Consider the following 21,784-nt stretch of genomic DNA (forward strand, 5'->3'; position numbering starts at 1 on the left):
CGACCTTCCTGCTTATACCTGTCGGCTTTACGTCACAGCGTTCCGTGTAAGTATTGGGCTTTGACGATACTAGCCGCCTCACCCCACTGTGCCGCCTAAACCGCTTCCTGTTCGTCAGGCCAGCATTTTGCTTTCGGTTTCCTTCAGATCCGCAGTCACCCACGGCACCCTTACCGTTCAGCTAACACTTCCCCTTACCGGGTGTGTAGAGGACTTTCACCTCCAAGTCACCGGTTTGGTCACCACAACCAACCCGGTTGCGCTCACGCGCAACGCGCCATGCCCAGCGCACTAGAAAAAATCCGGCATAAACCATTTATGCCGGATTATAAAATAAACACAGTATCGTTCACCCTCAATTAAACCATCACTGAACCTCTCCATCACCACTGATTGTCAGTGCCATATTTAAAGCTCGAATTAAAACGACCTTATCCTCGCCATCTTCCAGCAAACTGAAATGGTTACCCGAAATAGGAATTAGCCGCAGCAAAGGAGCCGGTACCACCTGCGCCCAACCTAATGACGGCTCCACACTGAAAGGCCGTGTGTTGTCATCCGTAACCAAAGCAACCGGTGGGGAGGGGTCCATTGCATAGAACTGATGAAGCGTTACCGTTAATACTTGCGGTTCATAATCCCTGACAATTTGTGCATAATTTTCTATCTGTTCCCAACGCTTCGCGATCAAATTAGGACTCAGATTTAACGGATATAACGCCAATTCCTGCGCCGCTGCAATAAATTGAACCAAATTCAGTTCGTCGATTTTTCGGTACAATGCGGCAATCTCTTCAATGCGTTCTTCCCCTAAATGCCTTGCCAATTCAATAAAGAACTGGAGTTTTGGTGCTATTAGCTGTCTTCTGGAATAGTGCGGTGCGGGCGTATCAATCAACCCCAGGAAATCGATCATCTCACCGGCATCCAAAAGTTGTTGAGCAATGGCATAAGCCAGTATACCGCCAGAAGAGTAACCGCATATTCGATACGGGCCTTCCGGTTGAATAGCCTTCATTAAGATGATCATTCTTGTCGCCTGCTGCTCCATCGTTGACATGGGTTCTTCACTGATGGACGGCCAGGGCAGCGCATAAATCGGATAGCCTGATTGAATATGCTGAGCCAGCCCAAAAACATAGGAATAATCACCCATCCCACTGGGAACAAAGAACAATGGTAGCCCTGTTCCGTCAGGTCGCACAGGTATGGCATGACTCCGTGGCTGAGACAGCCAATCTGAGGTCATTTTTGCTGCCAGTTCCGTCAGCACCGGGAATTGAAACAAATCATTCAATGTGCACACCAAATCATGACTTGCGGCAAGGTTTATCATCCGCATGGCAAGCAGTGAGTGACCACCCAACGCAAAGAAGTTGTCATGTCGGCTGATCTGCTCAATACCCAATAACTCACGCCAGATAGCCGCCAAGGTGATTTCAATTTCCCCTTGCGGTGCTTCGTAAATCTGGCGGGCAAAATCCCCTTCGTTTGGAACCGGTAACGCCCGACGATCCAACTTACCGTTAGCGGTCAGCGGGAAGGCATCCAGACACACAAACGCTGTCGGCACCATATAGTCAGGCAAAATTGTACTCAGGTAAGTACGCAGACTATTAACTAGCCCGTCCTCCGCGTCGGCCACCACATAAGCAACCAACTGCTTATCTTGTCCATCACTCAACGCCAGCACAGCCGCTTCACGCACTGCAAAATGTTCCGTCAACCGGGCTTCGATTTCTCCCGGCTCAATACGGAAGCCACGAATTTTAACCTGCTGATCATTACGACCAAGGAATTCCAAATTACCGTCAGGCAAATAGCGAGCTAGATCCCCGGTTCGGTACATGCGCGCATTCTGCACACCACTAAACGGATCTGTCAGAAAGCGTTCAGCCGTCAGTTCCGGGCGATTGAGGTAACCACAAGCAACCCCATCACCGCCAACATAAATCTCACCGGATACCCCCAACGGCACCGGCTGACCATCATCATCCAGCAAGTAAACACGCGTATTGGCTATCGGTCGGCCAATGGGGATCCTTGTCGCTCCCGGTGGTAACGCGGTAATACAGTACATGGTAGTAAAGGTGGTGCCTTCACTCGGGCCATAAGCCTGCAATAATTGTTGTGGCGGATTGTTGTCCAAAACCTCAGCAATCACATGCAGATCGGGGATATCTCCCCCGAAAATCAGAATTTTTATCTGCGGAAGAACCGGCGACAACGCTACGACCAGCCGGTTAAATAATCCAATAGTTAGCCACAGAATCGTGACTCGATGATCCTGTAACACCTGAACAAACGCCTGCGGTGTTAACAAAGTGGCATGGTCAATCACCACCAGCCCCCCACCATTGAGTAAAGGCGCCCAGACTTCAAAGGTACTGGCATCAAAAGCCGGGTTAGCGGTAAAAGATACCCGGTCATCTTGCCTGATTTCCGCATAGCCATTGTTAATGACCAGCCGAACCACCGCACGGTGAGGCACTACTACACCTTTTGGCATACCGGTCGAGCCGGAGGTATACATAACATAAGCGGGGTCTGAACTGCGGCCAGACCAATCAAGATTGGCACCTTCTTCCCTATTTGTGTCTGCCTCATCAGTAAGACGCAATAACGGAACCGCAAGGCCAAGCGGAACATCAAGCCATTCATTAATCAGCAACAATTTGGCTGAACAATCGTTTATCAACCAATTTTTCCGCTCATCCGGCACACTGGGATCAATAGGAACATAAACGGCACCTATTTTGAGAATAGCCAACTGTGCCACCACCAGCTCAATCGAACGCTCTAATAGCAGCGCAACATGGTTATTCGGGCAAATCCCCTGTGCAATCAATTGGCGGGCTAGCCGGTTAGCTTGAGTATTCAGTTCAACATAGCTAAGGGTTTTATCTCCTGCGATCAGTGCCGTGGCCGCCGGAGTTTTCTCCACCTGTTGTTCAAATAACTGATGAATACACAGTTGATCGGGATAGATTGCTTCAGTGGCGTTCCAGGTTTCCAGCAACAACCTGCGTTCAATCTCCGGCAGAATGTCTGGCATCCGCACAGATATTTCCGGGGTCTGTTCAAGTGCTCGCACCAAACTTTCCAATGCTTGTTGCATATAACCGCATATACGTTTCGGATCAAACGGCTGAACAATTTGAGCCGTCAGCCCCAGTGCATCACCAAAATCTTCCACCGACATGACAAACGGATAATTAGTACGCTCCTGTCCACTTAAGGATTTAACACCGCTCAACGTTTCATTCAGGGTTCTCAGAGATGCGTTATGTCGATAATTCAACAAAGTATTAAAGAGTGGTGTTCCACTCTGCACACCACTACAACGCTGAGCTAACGCCAGAGAAGCATGCTCGTGCTCCAGCAATCCAGCTAGTCGGGTGTGTACTATCTGTACACTATCCCGTACTGGCGTATCATCCACATCCAGCCGCAATGGCAGTGTATTGATAAACAATCCCATCCCACTATCAACCCCCTCCCCCGCTTGCATACGTCCAAGCAATACAGTACCGAACACCACCTGTTTTTGTCCGCTGGTGCGCGACAACACTTGCGCCCAGGCAAGATGACACAAAGCGGCCAGGCTCACACTCAAACGCCGAGCTTGACCCCGTAAGCGGTCATTGAGTTCAGCTGATAGCATCTGGCGTGATTCTGTGACTTGCGAACCATCATGATGCACTTCTGTCAAGCCAAATGGTAACGCCGGCTCATTTACTCCAGCCAACATGTCGGTAAAGAAGCGGGTATGTTCTTCCTGACTTATCCCCAATCGGGCCTGAGCCACCAGATTGCGGAAGGGAACCGGAACCGGCAAGTTGTCCCCTTGTCCGGCAAGATACGCCTGAACTTCACGATTCATCACGCCCAATGTTGTATGGTCACCAATCAGGTGGTGCAACAATTGCAGCACTATCCAGCGGCCATCATGCTCCTGCGCCACCGCAAAGCGCAGTAATGGCGCCTGTCCCAAGTCAATACGATGCTGACGTGTATCAAAACGTCGCATCAATTGATCACCAACCGGACCATCGTCCGGGTGCAAGGTCAATTCAGCCACTGACAAAGGTGCTTGACGCCAAACCACCTGAACCGGAACCGATAACCCTTGCCAGATAAAAGCGGTACGCAGAATATCGTGACGATTAACCATTTGTTGAACTGCGGCCAGATAACGATCCAGTAAGGCGCGATTAGCAAAAGCCATTTGACTGGCCAGTAGGTACGGGTCACCTTTATTTGCCAGCAGATGATGGAACAAAATACCATCCTGCAACGGTGACAAAGCATAGATGTCCTGAATATTCGTTATCCCACCCTGCACCTGTCCAACGATACGGTCAATTTCCCGCTGAGTCAGATCAATCAGCGGCAACATCTCCGGTGTCAGCATCGTCGCTGCCGGTGTAATAACATTAGGCGGTACTACCACCGCCCGGTACTGTCCCAGCGTTTGGGCAAGTTCGGACAACACCGGAAATTGGAACAAGTCACGCACGGCCAACATCAATCCAAGATTACGCAAGCGTTCAACCATCCGCACAGCAAGCAGCGAATGTCCTCCCAGTGTAAAGAAGTTATCGTGCCGACTGATATGTTCAATTCCCAGCAATTCGCGCCAGATAGCTGCCAGTACGGTTTCTGTCTCCCCCTGAGGTGCCGCATAAACCTGACGAGCAAAATCTTCCTCGCCCGGAATCGGCAGCGCCCGGCGATCCAGTTTACCGTTAGGCGTCAGCGGAAATGCATCCAGACGCACAAACGCCGCCGGCACCATATAATCAGGCAAAATTATGCTCAAGTGGCTCCGCAAGTTATTAGCTAACCCGTCATCCGCTTGCGCTACAACATAGGCAATTAGCCGTTTATCCTGCCTGTCTCCGGCGACTAACACGAGTGCTTCACGTACCGCAGAATGCTCCATCAGCCGAGCTTCTATTTCCCCTAATTCAATACGGAAACCGCGAATTTTAACCTGCTGATCATTACGACCAACAAACACCAGATTGCCATCCGGCAAGTAACGCGCCAAATCCCCGGTTCGGTACATGCGTGCATTTGGGACATCACTAAACGGATCTGTCAGAAAGCGTTCAGCTGTCAGTTCTGGCTGGTTTAAATAACCACGTGCTACACCAATACCGCCAATATACAACTCACCTACCGTCCCCAGCGGCACCGGCTGACCATAAGTATCCAGCAAATAAACGCGTGTATTCGCTGTCGGACGACCAATCGATATCAACTCATCCGTATAGTCTGGCGGGCAATGCCAGACAGTGGCGCAAACAGTGATTTCCGTCGGGCCATAAGCATTGAACAGATTTACCCGGCCACTCAGCGCCTGAAGCAACGCTGCACTGGGCGCTTCACCCCCCAATATTAATGTCGGTCTTATTGTCATCACCGGTAAACCTACCCCTTCCCGGAGCATAGCCGGCGTCAAACAGGCATGCGTCACTGCCTGTTCTTCCAGATAATGCCAGAATCGATGTGGCTCCCGGCGAACCATGTCAACAGGAATATCCAAAGTGGCACCACCACATAGTGCCATCATGATTTCCCAAACACTGGCATCGAAACCAAATGAGGCAAACTGCAACATTCGGCTACCTGAATGAATATCAAACTGAATAATTTTTTCCTGAATAAGGTTAACTAACCCACGATGTTCAATCATCACTCCTTTCGGTGTGCCAGTAGAACCAGAGGTATAAATCACATAGGCCAGATGGCAGGAAGTTAATGAAGATACCAGAGGGTTGCTGTCCGGTTGGTCAGGTAATGAATTCGGATCAAGTAAGGTCAATCCGGTTAACGCTTTCTTGCCTAACGCGTCACACCCGGCACTATCCGCCAGCAAAATCGCAGGCGCGGCATCGGTCAAAATATGCATTAAACGCTCACCCGGATAAGCCGGATCCAGAGGTACATAAGCTCCACCCGCTTTTAGTACTGCTAACAGTCCTACTACCGTTGCTGGTGAACGTGTCACGCAAATGGCTACTCGCTGATCAGGTACCACACCCAATGCAATAAGCTGATGAGCTAGCCGGTTAGCACAGATATTTAATTCGGCATAACTTAAACTCAGCCCTTCATGTACCAACGCAATAGCATCAGGATGCTTTTCAACTTGTTGCTCAAATAACTGATGAATACACAATTGGTCAGGATATCGGGCTTCTGTCGCATTCCAGATTTCCAGTAATAGCCTGCGTTCTGCTGGCGCCAAAATATCAATTTTTCCGACTAACTGCTGAGGATTAACGGCCATCTCTTGCAATATCGTATGCAGATAACCGACATGTCGTTCGATTGTCTGCTGCTCAAACAATGCGGTTGCATAATTCAGATAACCCACAATCCGACCATCCACTTCGGACAGATTCAGCTCGAGATCGAACTTAACCACATCAAAAGCTTGCTCAACGGGTGAAATGGTCAACCCCGGTAATTTCAATTCCACATTCTCATTGTTCTGCCAGGCAAACATCACTTGAAACAACGGGGTATGTGCCAATCGACGCGGTGGTTGGACAATTTCTACCACCTGTTCGAATGGCAAATCCTGGTGCTCCTGTGCCGCCAACGCGGTTTGCCGCACACGCGTAAGTAACTCGGTAATGTTCGGCGAACCTGATAAGTCAATACGTAAAGCTAACGTATTGACAAAGAAACCGATCAGCGATTCCACCTCTTGAAGACCACGGCCCGCACTCGGCGTACCGATAACCAGATCTTCTTGACCTGACAAGCGCGACAGGACTATAGCCCAGGCTGACAATAAGGTCATAAATAGCGTGACACCCTGCCGTTCACTCAAATGTTTAAGGGATTTCGTTAACTCTGCATCCAAATTAACAGGCAATACATGTCCGACAAACGACTGGTGAGATGGACGTAGCCGATCAGTTGGCAAATCTAACAGGACCGGCGAGTCAGCTAGCGCAGCACGCCAATAATCAGATTGGATTTGGACACGTTCAGCTGAAAGCCATTGACGTTGCCACGCGGCATAATCAGGGTATTGAATCGCCAACGGTGGCAACGGATCGGGTTGTCCTAGCAAGAAAGACGAATAGAGGGCATTCAGCTCACGCATTAACACGCTAACAGACCAGCCGTCTGAAATAATGTGATGCTGGGTCAACAAGAATACATAATCATTGTCAGCCCGTTGTATCAGACAGGCACGGATCAACGGGCCACGGGTCAAATCGAATGACGTCTCAGCTTCCTGTATACACAAATGTTCAAGTTGTTGATCCACATCAGGCACTTTACGCAGATCGTATTTTTTCATTGGCAAGCCAAATTCCACTGACAACAGTTTAACTTGAGGCTGACCATCAACAGAGATGAATACAGAACGTAACGCTTCATGACGAGCAAACAGGCGATTAAGCGCCTGCTGCCAGACAGCAATATCAAGCGGCCCCTGCAAACGCAGTGCTATGGGAATATGATAGGTATCACTGACTCCCTTAAATTGAGCCAGGAACCACAAACGCCGTTGCGCAAATGACAGGGGTAACTCACCCTCACGAGATATTGGCATAATGGCGGGTAGCTTACCGCCTTGTTCAGTCAATCGCGCACTCATCACCTCAGCAAAAGCGGCTAAAGAAGGAGATTTAAACAACGTGGTCAGCGGTAATTCGATACCTAAAGCAGCTATTCGGTTCATCATCCGCACAGCCAATAGCGAATGACCGCCCAGCGCGAAAAAGTTGTCATGGCGGCTAATCTGTTCAACCCCCAATAACTCGCACCAAATTGCGGCCAAAGCCGTTTCCATCTCCCCTTGCGGCGCGGCATAAACCTGATAAGCAAACGCTTCTTCTCCCGGCACGGGTAATGCCTGACGGTTCAATTTACCGCCAGATGTCAGCGGGAAGGTATCCAAACGCACAAAAGCCACCGGCATCATATAATCAGGCAAAATCATACTCAGATGGGTACGCAAACAGTTAACCAACCCGTCATCCGCCTCTGCCACCACATAAGCAACCAGCCGCTTCTCCTGTCCGTCACCCAGAGCTAACACTGCAGCTTCACGCACCGCAAAATGTTCCGTTAACCGGGCTTCGATTTCCCCCGGTTCAACGCGGAAACCACGAATTTTAACCTGTTGGTCATTACGGCCAAGGAATTCCAGATTACCGTCCGGCAGGTAGCGGGCCAAATCCCCGGTTCGGTACATTCGTGCATTTGGGACATCACTAAACGGATCTGTCAGAAAACGTTCAGCCGTCAGTGCCGGGCGATTGAGATAACCGCAAGCCACCCCATCTCCGCCAACATAAATCTCACCAGCTACCCCCAACGGTACTGGCTTGCCATCATCATCCAGCAAGTAAACACGCGTATTGGCTATCGGTCGGCCAATAGGAACCCTCATCGCTCCCTGTGGTAACGCTGCAATACGGTACATAGTGGTAAAGGTAGTTCCTTCAGTCGGGCCATAAGCTTGCAATAATTGCTGTGGCGGACTGTTGGCCAAAACCTCAGCAATCACATGCAGATCAGGGATATCTCCCCCAAAAATCAAGATTTTTATCTGCGGAAGAATGGGTAACAGCTCTGCTACCAGCCGGTTAAATAATCCGATAGTCAGCCACAGAATCGTGACTCGATGAGTCTGTAACACCTGCACAAGCTCCCGCGGCGTCAGCAAAGTGGCATAGTCAATCACCACCAGCGCCCCTCCATTAAGTAAAGGCGCCCAAACTTCAAAGGTACTGGCATCAAAGGCCGGGTTAGCGGTGAAAGCAACCTTGTCATCCGGTCCGATTTCGGTATAGCCATTATGAATAACCAACCGGACTACCGCACGATGGGGCACCACTACGCCTTTTGGGATACCTGTCGAACCGGAGGTATACATGACACAGGCTGAATCTGAACTACGACAAGGTAAGCCAGGATTAGCGCAATCTGCCGCTCTGATTGTCCCCATTTCACCGGCAAGACGAAACAACGGAACCGCAAAATCAGTTGGGATATCAAATTGTGAATCAGTGATCAGTAACCGTGCTGAACAATCGTTTATCAGCCAACTTTTCCGCTCGTCCGGTACGCTGGGATCTATCGGCACGTATACCGCATTGACCTTGAGAATCGCCAACTGGACTACTACCAGTTCAATCGAACGCTCTAACAGGATGGCAACATGGTCATCCGGACAAACTCCTTGCTCAATCAATTGACGGGCCAGCCGATTAGCACGGGCATTCAGTTCTGAGTAACAAAGCGCTTTACCTCCCGCTATCAGCGCGATGGCACCTGGGGTTTTCTCCGCCTGTTGTTCAAATAACTGGTGGATACACAACTGATCAGGATACCGTGTTTCGGTTGCATTCCAGGTTTTCAACAACAGCGTGCGCTCCGTTTCAGGCAGAATATTCAATGCCCTTACGGGTGTGTCAGGAGCCTGTTCAAGCGCTTCTACCAGACTTTCCAGCGCTTGCTGCATATAACCACATACCCTTTCGGGATCAAACGGCTGGACTATCTGTGCCGTCAGTCCCAACGCATCACCAAAATCTTCCACCGACAGCACAAATGGATAGTTGGTCCGCTCCTGCGCACCAAGGAACTTAATACCGTTTATCATTTCATGCGAAACTGCCAACGGCGCATTATGCCGATAGTTCAACAGAGTACTAAAGAGTGGAATTCCACCCTGTACACTACTGCAACGCTGCGCCAAGGCGAGTGAAGCGTGTTCATGCTCCAGCAATTCAGCCAGCCGGTTATGTACTGCCTGTATGCTGTCTCGTACCGGGGTATCATCGATATCCAACCGTAGCGGCAAGGTATTGATAAACAGTCCCATGCCATTGTCAGCGCCTTCGCCCGCCTGCATACGCCCAAATAGCACCGTGCCGAACACCACTTTCTTCTGGCCGCTGGTACGAGACAACACTTGCGCCCAAGCCAAATGACACAATGTGGCTAAACTTACCCCCAGACGCCGTGCCTGATCACGTAAACGGTCATTTAAGTCAGTCGTCATCATCCGATGCGATTGTGTTACCTGTGAACCACCATGGTGTACCTCTATCAACCCAAACGGTAACGTCGGTTCCTCCACCTCTGCCAACATGTCGGTAAAGAAGCAAGTATGCTCAATCTGACCAACACCCAATTGAACCTGAGCAATCAAATGACGGAAAGGTACCGGAACCGGCAATCTGTTCTCCTGCCCGGTAAGATACGCCTGAACCTCACGGTTCATGACTTCCATCGTAGTATGATCACCAATCAGGTGATGCAACAGTTGCAACACCACCCAACGGCCATCAGTATCCCGTGCCACCGCAAAGCGCAACAATGGTGCTTGCCCCAAATTAATACGATATCGACGTGGGTCAAAATGTTGAGCCAGCTGATCACTAATCGACCCATTAGTTGGGTCAAGTGTTAGCTCAGTAACCCGCAATTGAGCCTGACGACAAACCACCTGCACAGGCACAGATAATCCCTGCCAGATAAAGGCGGTTCGCAGAATATCATGACGATCAATCACCTGCTGAACCGCCGCCAGATAACGGTTGAGCAAAGGCCGGTCAGCAAAAACCATTTGGCTCGCTAACAGATATGGATCGCCTTCGTTCGCCAGCAGATGATGGAACAAAATACCATCCTGCAACGGCGACAAAGCATAGATATCCTGAATATTGTTGATCCCGCCGGGCACCTGCTCGACGATGTGATCAATCTCTGACTGAGTTAGCGCAATCAACGGCAACATCTCCGGCGTCAATGCCGTGGTTACCGACGTAATGATATTAGGCGGCGCCACCGCGGCCCGATATTGTGCCAACGTTTGAGCCAGTTCAGACAACACCGGAGATTTAAATAGATCACGTACTGCCAACGTTAAACCCAGATTACGCAAACGCTCAACCATCTGCACAGCGAGCAACGAATGTCCTCCCAGCGTGAAGAAACTATCGTGCCGGCTAATCTGCTCAATTCCCAACAAATCACGCCAGATAGCGGCCAAAGCAACCTCAGTTTCTCCTTGTGGTGCTGCATAAATCTGACGAGCAAATGCTTCTCCGTCTGGCGCTGGCAACGCTCGGCGATCCAACTTACCGTTCGGTGTCAGCGGAAACGCATCCAGACACACAAAAGCTGCCGGAACCATGTAATCCGGCAAAATTGTCCCCAAATAAGTCCGTAAACGATTAACTAGTTCATCATTCGTGTCTGCCACCACATAGGCAACCAACCGCTTATCTTGCCCATCTCCCAACGCCAGTACAGCGGCTTCCCGTACCACCGGATATTCCATTAGCCGCGCTTCAATTTCCCGCGGTTCAATGCGGAAACCCCGAATTTTCACCTGTTGGTCATTACGGCCAAGGAACTCCAGATTACCGTCAGGCAAGAAGCGGGCCAGATCCCCGGTTCGATACATCCGCGCATTCGGTTGATCACTAAACGGATCTGTCAGAAAGCGTTCAGCCGTCAGTTCAGGCCGATTGAGGTAACCACAAGCCACCCCATCACCCCCCACATAAATCTCACCGATCACCCCCAGCGGTACCGGTTGACCATAACCATTCAGTAGATAAACACGAGTATTCGCTATCGGTCGGCCAATGGGGACCCTCACCGTTCTCAATGGTAATGTTGCGATACGGTACATCGTCGTAAAGGTGGTTCCTTCACTCGGACCGTAAGCCTGTAATAATTGTTGTGGCGGGCTGTTATCCAAAACCTCAGCAATTACATGTGGATCAGGGATATCTCCGCCGAAAATCAGAACTTTTATCTGCGGAAGAATGGGAGATAACCTTGCCACTAACCGGTTAAACAACCCGATAGTCAGCCACAGAATCGTGATTTGATGAACCTGTAACGCTTGTATAAATTCCTGTGGTGTCAGCAAAGTAACGCGATCAATAACCACCAATGTGCCACCGTTAAGCAAAGGCGCCCAGACTTCAAACGTACTGGCATCAAAAGCCGGGTTCGCCGTAAAAGCAACCTTGTCATCCAGCCCGATTGCGGCATAACCGTTATTAATAACCAGCCGAACCACCGCACGATGAGGCACCACCACGCCTTTTGGTGTGCCGGTCGAACCGGAGGTATACATGACATAAGCTGAATCTGAACTGAGACAAGGTACATTGAGATTGAAACACTCTTTCTCCCTGATGGTGTCCATCTCACTGGAGAGACGAAACAGCGGAACCGCAAGGTCAATCGGGATATCAAACTGCAAATCAGTGAGCAGCAATTTGGCTGAACAATCATTTATCAACCAGTTTTTCCGTTCGTCCGGCACGCTGGGATCTATCGGCACATAAACAGCACCAGCTTTAAGAATGGCCAATTGTGCCACCACCAATTCAACCGAGCGTTCTAACATAATCGCCACGTGGTCATCCGGGCAAACCCGCAGTTCAATCAGTCGATGGGCCAATCGGTTAGCATAAGCATTCAGTTCCGCATAACTGAGGATTTTATCTCCCGCTATCAGCGCTGTCGCTACCGGGGTTTTCTCTGCCTGTTGTTCAAATAACTGATGAATACACAACTGGTCAGGATACGGTGCTTTAGTCGCATTCCAGATTTCCAACAGCAACCTGCGCTCCGCCGACGTCAGAATATCGATCTCCCCGACTGATTGCTGAGGGTTAGTCACCATCTCTTGCAGCACCGTGTACAGATACCCCAAATGCCGCTCGATGGTTTGTTGATCAAACAGGGCCGTTGCATAACTCAAATAACCAACAATCTTGCCATCCTTCTCAGACAAGTTCAGTTCAAGATCAAACTTAGCGGTATCAAGGAATTGCTCGGCAGGTGAAACTGCCAGCCCCGGCAGTTTCCAATCTGGATTCTCATTGTTCTGCCAGGCAAACATCACCTGAAACAGGGGCGTATGCGCCAATCGGCGCGGCGGTTGCACTATTTCCACCACTTGTTCAAATGGCAGATCCTGATGCTCCTGAGCTGCCAATGCCGTCTGACGCACACGAGCAAGCAACTCAACCACATTTGGCGCACCCGATAAATCGATACGTAAGGCCAACGTATTAACAAAAAAGCCGATCAACGACTCCACTTCCTGGCGACTGCGACCCGCACTTGGTGTACCAATAACCAGATCTTCCTGACCTGACAGACGCGATAAGACCGTAGCCCAGGCTGACAGCAAGGTCATGAACAATGTGCCCCCCTGCTGCTCGCTCAAACGCTTCAAGGATTGGGTTAATTCGGCATCTAGATTGACAGGCAATAAATTCCCCGCAAATGATTGCTGGACAGGACGTGGTCGGTCAGTTGGCAAATCCAACAATACCGGCACATCAGCCAATATCGTGCGCCAATAGTCAGATTGGTTCTGAATACGCTCAGCCGAAAGCCACTGACGCTGCCAGGCGGCGTAATCAGGGTACTGAATCGGTAATGCAGGCAATGGATCAGGTTGACCAGTCAGAAAAGCCGTATAGAGAGTACTTAATTCACGCATCAGTATGCTGACAGACCAGCCATCGAAAACAATATGATGCAGGGTCAACAGGAATAGGTAATCATCGTTAGCCAGTTGTATCAAAGCAGAGCGGATTAACGGCCCACGAGCGAGATTAAACAGTGTTTCAGACTCCTGCATGCGCAGATATTTAAGTTGTTTCTCCACATCAGGTACTTTACGCAGATCGTATTTTTTCATCGGCAGGCCAAATTCCGTCGGCAACAGTTCGATCTGGGGATGACCATCAACTGTCACAAATATGGAACGTAAAGCCTCATGACGAGCAAATAGGTGATTAAGTGCGCGCTGCCAGGCAGCGATATCGAACTGACCACGCAAACTCAATGCTACCGGGATATGATAGGTATTACTGACCTCGTCAAATTGGGCGAGGAACCACAGACGCTGTTGCGCAAATGACAGAGGTAACTCGCTATCGCGAGATATCGGCATGATTGCGGGTAATATGCTATCTGGTTCACCAAACTGAACACTCATCTTCTCGGCAAAAGCTGACAATGAAGGAAATTCAAATAGCGTGCTCAACGGCAGTTTGATGCCTAAAGCGGCTATCCGGTTCATCATCCGAACAGCCAATAGTGAATGACCACCCAGCGCGAAAAAGTTGTCATGCCGACTTATCTGTCCAATTCCCAGCAATTCATGCCAGATAGTAGCCAAAGCAATCTCAGTTTCCCCTTGCGGCGCTTCATAGATCTGACGGGCAAAATCCTCTTCCCCCGGAGCCGGTAGCGCCCGGAGATCCCGTTTGTCGTTAGGTGTGAGCGGAAAGGCATCCAGACGCACAAAAGCCGCTGGCACCATATAGTCAGGTAAAATTGTACTTAAATGCTCACGCAGACTAACCACTAACCCGTCATCTGGCTCGGCCACCACATAAGCAACCAGCCGTTTATCTTGTCCATCACTTACCGCTAATACCAGTGCTTCACGCACCGCCGGATGTTCAGTCAAACGCGCTTCGATTTCCCCCGGTTCAATCCGAAAACCACGGATTTTAACCTGTTGGTCATTACGACCAACAAACACCAGATTGCCATCCGGCAGGTAGCGGGCCAAATCCCCGGTTTGATACATGCGTGCATTTGGTACATCACTAAATGGATCTGTCAGAAAGCGTTCAGCAGTCAATTCCGGGCGATTAAAGTAACCACAGGCAACCCCATTGCCACCAACATAAATCTCACCGGTCGCACCTAGTGGCACCGGTTGCCTATATGCGTCTAACAGATAGAGGCGCGTGTTAGCAATTGGCCGGCCAATAGGGATCTTTGCTACTCCCGGCGGTAACGCCGTAATGGGATATATCGTGGTAAAAGTGGTGCCTTCACTTGGGCCATAAGCTTGTAATAATTGTTGCGGCGGATTCTTGTCCAAAACCTGAGCGATCACATGCGGATCGAGGACCTCTCCGCCGAAAATCAAAATCTTGATCTGAGCAAGCACCGGAGACAACTCCGCCACCAACCGGTGAAGCAAGCCAACACTCATCCACAGAATAGTGATTCGATAAGCCTGTAAAGCTCGTACAAAATCCGATGGCGTCAGTAAAGTAGCATAGTCGATAACCACCAGTGTTCCACCGTTGAGCAACGGCGCCCAAACTTCAAATGTGCTGGCATCAAAAGCGGGATTAGCTGTAAAGGCAACCCGATCATCCTGTCCGATTTCCGCATAGCCATTATTAATCACCAGTCGGACCACAGCACGATGAGGCACTACCACCCCTTTTGGTGTACCGGTCGAACCGGAGGTATACATAATATACGCTGACTTGGCGCTGGAACCGGGTAAGTCAAGATTGCAACAATCCTCTTCCCTGTCCGTAATGGTATCGCTGGAGAGATGAAATAACGGCACAGCAAGGCCAGCCGGGATATCAGCCTGTTCATCAGTGAACAGCAATTTGGCTGAACAATCGTTTATCAGCCAATTTTTCCGCTTATCCGGCATTCTGGGATCGACGGGAACATAAACGGCACCAACTTTAAGAATAGCCAGTTGTACCACCACCAGCTCAACAGAGCGTTCTAATAAGATCGCCACATGGTCATCAGGTAAGATGCCCTGTTCAATCAGCTGACGAGCCAGCCGATTCGCACCAACATTCAGTTCCGCGTAACTGAAAGTCTTATCTCCTGCTATCAGCGCTATGGCCTCTGGGGTTTTCTCCACCTGCTGTTCAAACAACTGATGAATGCATAGCTGGTCAGGATACGGCGCCTCGGTGGCATTCCAGATTTTCAGCAACAGCTGTTGCTCTGCTTCTGGCAAGATGTTCAATCTGCGTACCGGTGTTTCTGGCGCCTGTTCAAGCACTTCCACCAGACTTTCTAATGCCTGTTGCATATAACCACATACCCGTTCTGGATCAAACGGCTGCACCACTTGGGCGATCAACCCCAAAGTGGAACCACCGTCCTCCACCGACAGCACAAACGGATAGTTAGTACGTTCTTCTTCGCTAAGGAATTCAATACCCGGCACAACCTTATCCGGCGTCATCGGCTGATCGTTATGCAGATAGTTCAATAAGGAACTAAAAAGTGGCGTTTCGCCCTGTACACCACTGCAACGCTGAGCCAGCGCTAACGATGCATGTTCATGATCCAACAAGGCTGCTAATCGGGTATGTGCGGCCTGTACGCTGTCCCGTACCGAAGTGTCATCAATATCCAACCGCAACGGCAAGGTATTGATAAACAGCCCCATGCCGCTATCAGCCCCGTCACCTACCTGCATACGCCCAAACAATACCGTGCCAAACACCACCTGTTGCTGCCCGCTGGTACGCGACAATACCTGCGCCCAAGCCAGATGACACAAAGCAGCCAGACTGACGCCCAGACGCCTCGCCTGATTGCGCAAGCGGTCATTCAGCGTGGCAGTCAGCATTCGGTGCGATTGGGTGACTTGTGAACCATCACGATGGACCTCCACCAATCCAAACGGTAACGTCGGTTCCTCCACCTCAGCCAGCATGTCAGTAAAGAAGCGGATATGCTCTTCCTGACTTACCCCCAATCGGGCTTGAGCCACTAAATTGCGGAAAGGTAGCGGTGCAGGCAGACTGCCCTCCTGCCCGGACAAATACGCCTGAACCTCGTGGTTCATGACTTCCATCGTGGTATGGTCACCAGTTAAATGATGCTGCAATTGCAGTACTATCCAGCGATCATCCGTTTCCTGTGTCACTATAAAGCGCAGCAACGGTGCCTGGCTCAAATCGAGGTGATGCTGACGTAAGTCAAAACGCTGGGTTAACTGGTCAATAATTGGGCCATCAGCGGGATTCAGCATCAATTCAGTCACTGACAAAGGTGCCTTACGCCAAACTACCTGAGCCGGAACTGACAATCCTTCCCAGAGAAAAGCAGTACGCAAAATATCGTGACGATCAACCACTTGTTGAACCACTGACAGATAACGGTCCAACAAAGGCCGATCATTGAAGGCCATCATATAAGCCAACAGATACGGGTCACCTTCATTTGTGAGTAAATGGTGGAACAAAATACCGTCCTGTAGCGGCGACAGGGCATAGATATCCTGAATATTGGCAATCCCTCCTGGCACCTGTCCGACGATACGGTCAATATCAAGCTGAGTTAGATCAATCAGTGGCAGCATCTCCGGCGTCAATGCTTTCGTTGCCGGTGTAATCACATTAGGAGGTACCACTATAGCCTGATGCTGCCCCAACATATGAGCAAGCTCAGACAATACTGGATATCGGAATAAATCGCGGGCAACCAACGTTAACCCAAGGTTACGCAGGCGCTCAATCATCCGTAAGGCAAAGAGAGAATGACCACCCAACGCAAAAAAGTTGTCATGTCGGCTAATCTGCTCAATACCCAACAATTCACGCCAGATAGTCGCCAACGTGGCTTCTATTTCCCCCAGCGGTGCTGCATAAATCTGACGAGCAAAAGCCTCCTCACCCGGAGCAGGCAACGCCCGGCGATCTAACTTACCATTAGGTGTCAGCGGGAAGGCATCCAGACGCACAAAAGCCGCTGGCACCATGTAGTCAGGTAAAACTGTACTCAGGTAGGTACGCAGATTATTAACCAACTCCTCATCCGCGTCTGCCACCACGTAGGCAACCAACCGCTTATCTTGTCCATCGTCCTGAACCAGCACGGCAGCCTCACGTATCGCAGGATATTCCGTTAGTCGGGCTTCGATTTCTCCCGGTTCAATGCGGAAACCACGAATTTTAACCTGCTGGTCATTACGGCCAAGGAATTCCAAATTACCGTCCGACAAATAGCGAGCTAAATCCCCGGTTCGATACATACGCGCATTCGTCTTATGACTAAACGGATCGACCAGAAAGCGTTCAGCCGTCAATTCCGGGCGATTGAGATAACCACAAGCAACCCCATCACCGCCAACATAAATCTCACCGACGCCACCCAACGGCACCGGCTGACCATAATCATCCAGCAAGTAAACACATGTATTGGCTATCGGTCGGCCAATGGGAACCTTCGCCATCCCCGGAGGTAACAACGCGATACGGTACATCGTGGTAAACGTCGTTCCTTCTGTCGGACCATAGGCTTGCAATAACTGTTGAGGCGAATTTTTGTCCAAAACCTTAGCAATTACATGCCGATCGGGGATATCCCCCCCGAAAATCAGCATTTTTATCTGTGGAAGCACCGAGGACAACTCAGCGGCCAGTCGGTTAAATAACCCGATAGTTAACCACAAAACCGTGATGTGATGAACTTGTAACTCCTGCATAAACGCCTGCGGCGTCAGCAACGTGGCATGATCAATCACCACCAACGCTCCACCATTAAGCAAAGGCGCCCAGATTTCAAAGGTACTGGCATCGAAAGCCGGGTTAGCGGTGAAAGCAACCCGATCATCCTGCCCGATTTCCGCATAGCCATTATTAATAACCAGCCGAATTACCGCACGATGAGACACGATGACGCCTTTGGGTGTACCCGTCGAACCGGAGGTATACATGACATAAGCAGCGTCTGAACTGCGACAAGGTAAATCAAGATTGAAATCCGTCTCTTCTTGCCCGTGCGTATCTACCTCCACAGAAACACACAATAACGGAACAGTCAGGCCAATCGGGATATCAGACTGTGCATCAGTGATTAATAACCGAGCTGAGCAATCGTTTATCAACCTGTTTTTCCGCTCGTCCGGCACACTGGGATCGATAGGAACATAAACGGCCCCCGCTTTGAGGATAGCCAACTGGGCTACCACCAGTTCAATCGAACGCTCTAACAGGGTTACAATGTGATCACCCGGGCGAATCCCCAGAGCAATCAATTGACGAGCCAGTCGGTTAACACCCGCATTGAGTTCAGCATAGCTAAGGGTCTTATCTCCTGCTATCAATGCCGTGGTCGCCGGAGTTTTCTCCACCTGTTGTTCAAATAACTGATGAATACACAGCTGGTCAGGATAGATTGTTTCAGTGGCGTTCCAGGTTTCCAGCAGTAGTGTGCGTTCGGATTCAGGTAATAAATTAAGCTGCCAAACTGGTATTTCATCACCCACTTTTTCCGATGATGCCAACACCTGTAAATGTTCACTCATCCGCTGAATATCTTCTACGTGCAAACGGTTTGCATCGTAGAGCCAGCGAAAACCACCCTGTGCATTAATCTGCAATGTCAGTAATTCACCTAATGCCCCCTCCGCCCACGGTCTGTCATCCTTTATGACCGAGACAGCAATCCGCCATGGCTGGTGGGTTGTTAACGCTGGGATCGCACTTAATGCAGGGGAACGGGAAAGGAGATCACAACAAAATGTGCGGTGTTGCGCCAAGCATGTAAGTTCGTTACCAATCCAGTCGGCTACCACACTCCACGGCTTATCAAATGCTACCTCAATCTCCATAGGAACCACCGGTGCCAAACCAGCCAATAAACCCAGTTCATCTTTTGCTTCATCCACATACCAACCGATTTGGAACTTGGTCTGATGAGTCAAACGCGCCAGATAAATGGCGAATGTCTGCAACAACATCTGCAATGGATCTGTTTCACTGTTTTTCGGCAACGGAGGTTGCCAGACACTCATTGCCCATCTGGGTTCTACCTGCTCCCCGGCAATTTCGAAAGGTAATTGGCATGGCTGCCAAGAGGCAAGACGCTCACACCAGAATGATTCACTGGGTGCCAATGACTGGAGAGTATTTTTTACATTCTGTGCTTGTTGTGGAGAAAGCAAAGGTAATGATTTACCCGGCCTGAGTTCTGATATAGCAGCCAGTTCACCAGCAGATAATAATTTGCCTTCAAGAGTGGTAAAACCACCAATCCGCACATCTCCACTGCCCGTCGTGACTTGCCAGGCGTTCTCTTCTACATCAATCAACGTACCTGGTGCCGCCTGAGAACAACAGTTCAACCGTTGAAGCCAGGAAATCCGCACGGTGCCCTGCTTAAGCAATACTTTCGGACAGCCCAGTGGATTTAGATAATTCTCTCCAAAATCTAAGGCCCGTACCAACGCTGACAATACTTCACCCGACTGCTCCCAACACAGATATCCCCCGCCATCGGGCCGACGTGACTGGGCATAAAAACTCCGTTGCGAGAGATCTTGTGGATGGGTCACCAACGTACCTTGACCAAGATCTCGCAATAACTGAATAAATCCTTCCTGAGCAGCCTGATAACATTTCAGATTCAATGAAAATGCACTATCGTGTTCCTCAATAGATACCGGCCATTGCACAGCAATATCGCAAGTATCCACATCAGCTTCAATGCAATGCCAGGAAATAGCGTAATGTGCCTCCTGCGCTAACAGCGCCCAAGAAGTGGCATGACAACCCGCATAACGGGGTAAGGGGCTATCGTGATAGTTAAAAGCGCCGCCGCGAATCTGTTTAATCAGCGACATAGGCAGAATGATCGGACTGGCGATGGAGAAAAGCCAATCGACAGGGTGTAGCATGATTTGCTGTTGTAATGCTTCAACAGAACTCACACAAACGATTCCTTGCCGAATAGCCCAGGTTTGCAAAACATCATCATCAGTTAGCACCGCTTGTATTGTATGCCCAGCCGACTGAATTTGCTCGGCACAGAATACCGCAAGAGTTGTCCCTCCCACCACGACGCAGGTACGTGATGAAGCAGGGGTATTATTTACGTTATTGATTATATTTTTTGACGTCTGAGAGAGGAGTTCTGCTTTAAGGATATTTTCCGCGTTAGCAATGCTATCTTTCATTTACAACCTCAACAATTCTGTTAGATATTTGAAAACTGCCTTTCTCGACAGTCATCAAAGTGCTTTCTTTTATTTTTCCTCGTTTTACCTTTGGAGGAATAAAGACGGACTCGCCGGACATCAATCAAGATGCTCAGGCAACACTTTCTCTCTGGCGTTGGATGTAAATAACCACCAAATTAACCATGCTATGGTGATAATTTTTCTGACAATGGAATAAATGGTTCATTCTATGAACCGTAAACAAACACTCTGTTTCGTCCTTTTTTATATATACCTGTTATCTTTCAAGTTGCCTCTTTGTTGGCTGCACTCGCTCACCCCGGTCACAGAGTTATCTATTATGCTCCCGGGGATTCACTCCCTTGCCGTCGCGATGCATCTTGAAATCTATTGGGTATAAATGTCTATGATTAGTTGACGTTTAATTCCATGACTTAAAACGGATTTATAGACTACTATTGGCATGAATTGACTTCGATCACGCGCTAAAAAACAAAGATTACCATTCTAATAATGAACGGGTAAAACTCCCTGCCAAAGCAACTTATTAAATATTTACAAAGACATTCTGTATATTTAATTACTTAAGGATATAAATTCAGGTGAAAATAAACTTCACCACATGTTATTTAACAATAATAAAACCCTATAATTAATGTAAAAGTTAATTACATTTAACTCCGTAAAGAAATAATTTCAAATAATTATCAATCTTATTATATATTATTTAATTATAATATAACTAATATCAACATTGACGCAATGCTATATTGATTATTAGAAAAAACATTCTAAGAGAGTCATTCTTCGATGTAATTTGTTGGATATTAAACAATATCCAACAAAGCAAACTTTAGTTTTATATCATTTAGTTTGCTAAAACTCGTTTGTATATATAATAAAACTATCTTACGCCACAATCATTATTTTTTATTCCCGTATTCATCACAGTTTCAGAACAGTCCCTTCACAATTACAAATATTATCGTATATACCTCAACTAAATTAAAC

At 49.1% G+C, this 21,784-nt stretch carries 1 protein-coding gene; it reads right to left on the minus strand.

All coding sequences use genetic code 11. The features are described from left to right. Positions 1-367: 367 nt before the first annotated feature. Entirely contained in the window at positions 368-20,770 is a 20,403-nt protein-coding gene (locus tag BO26_RS10855; RefSeq protein WP_036771309.1) for a non-ribosomal peptide synthase/polyketide synthase, read from the minus strand. Positions 20,771-21,784: the final 1,014 nt, after the last annotated feature.

This window comes from Photorhabdus australis DSM 17609, assembly GCF_000711895.1.
Classification (GTDB): domain Bacteria; phylum Pseudomonadota; class Gammaproteobacteria; order Enterobacterales; family Enterobacteriaceae; genus Photorhabdus; species Photorhabdus australis.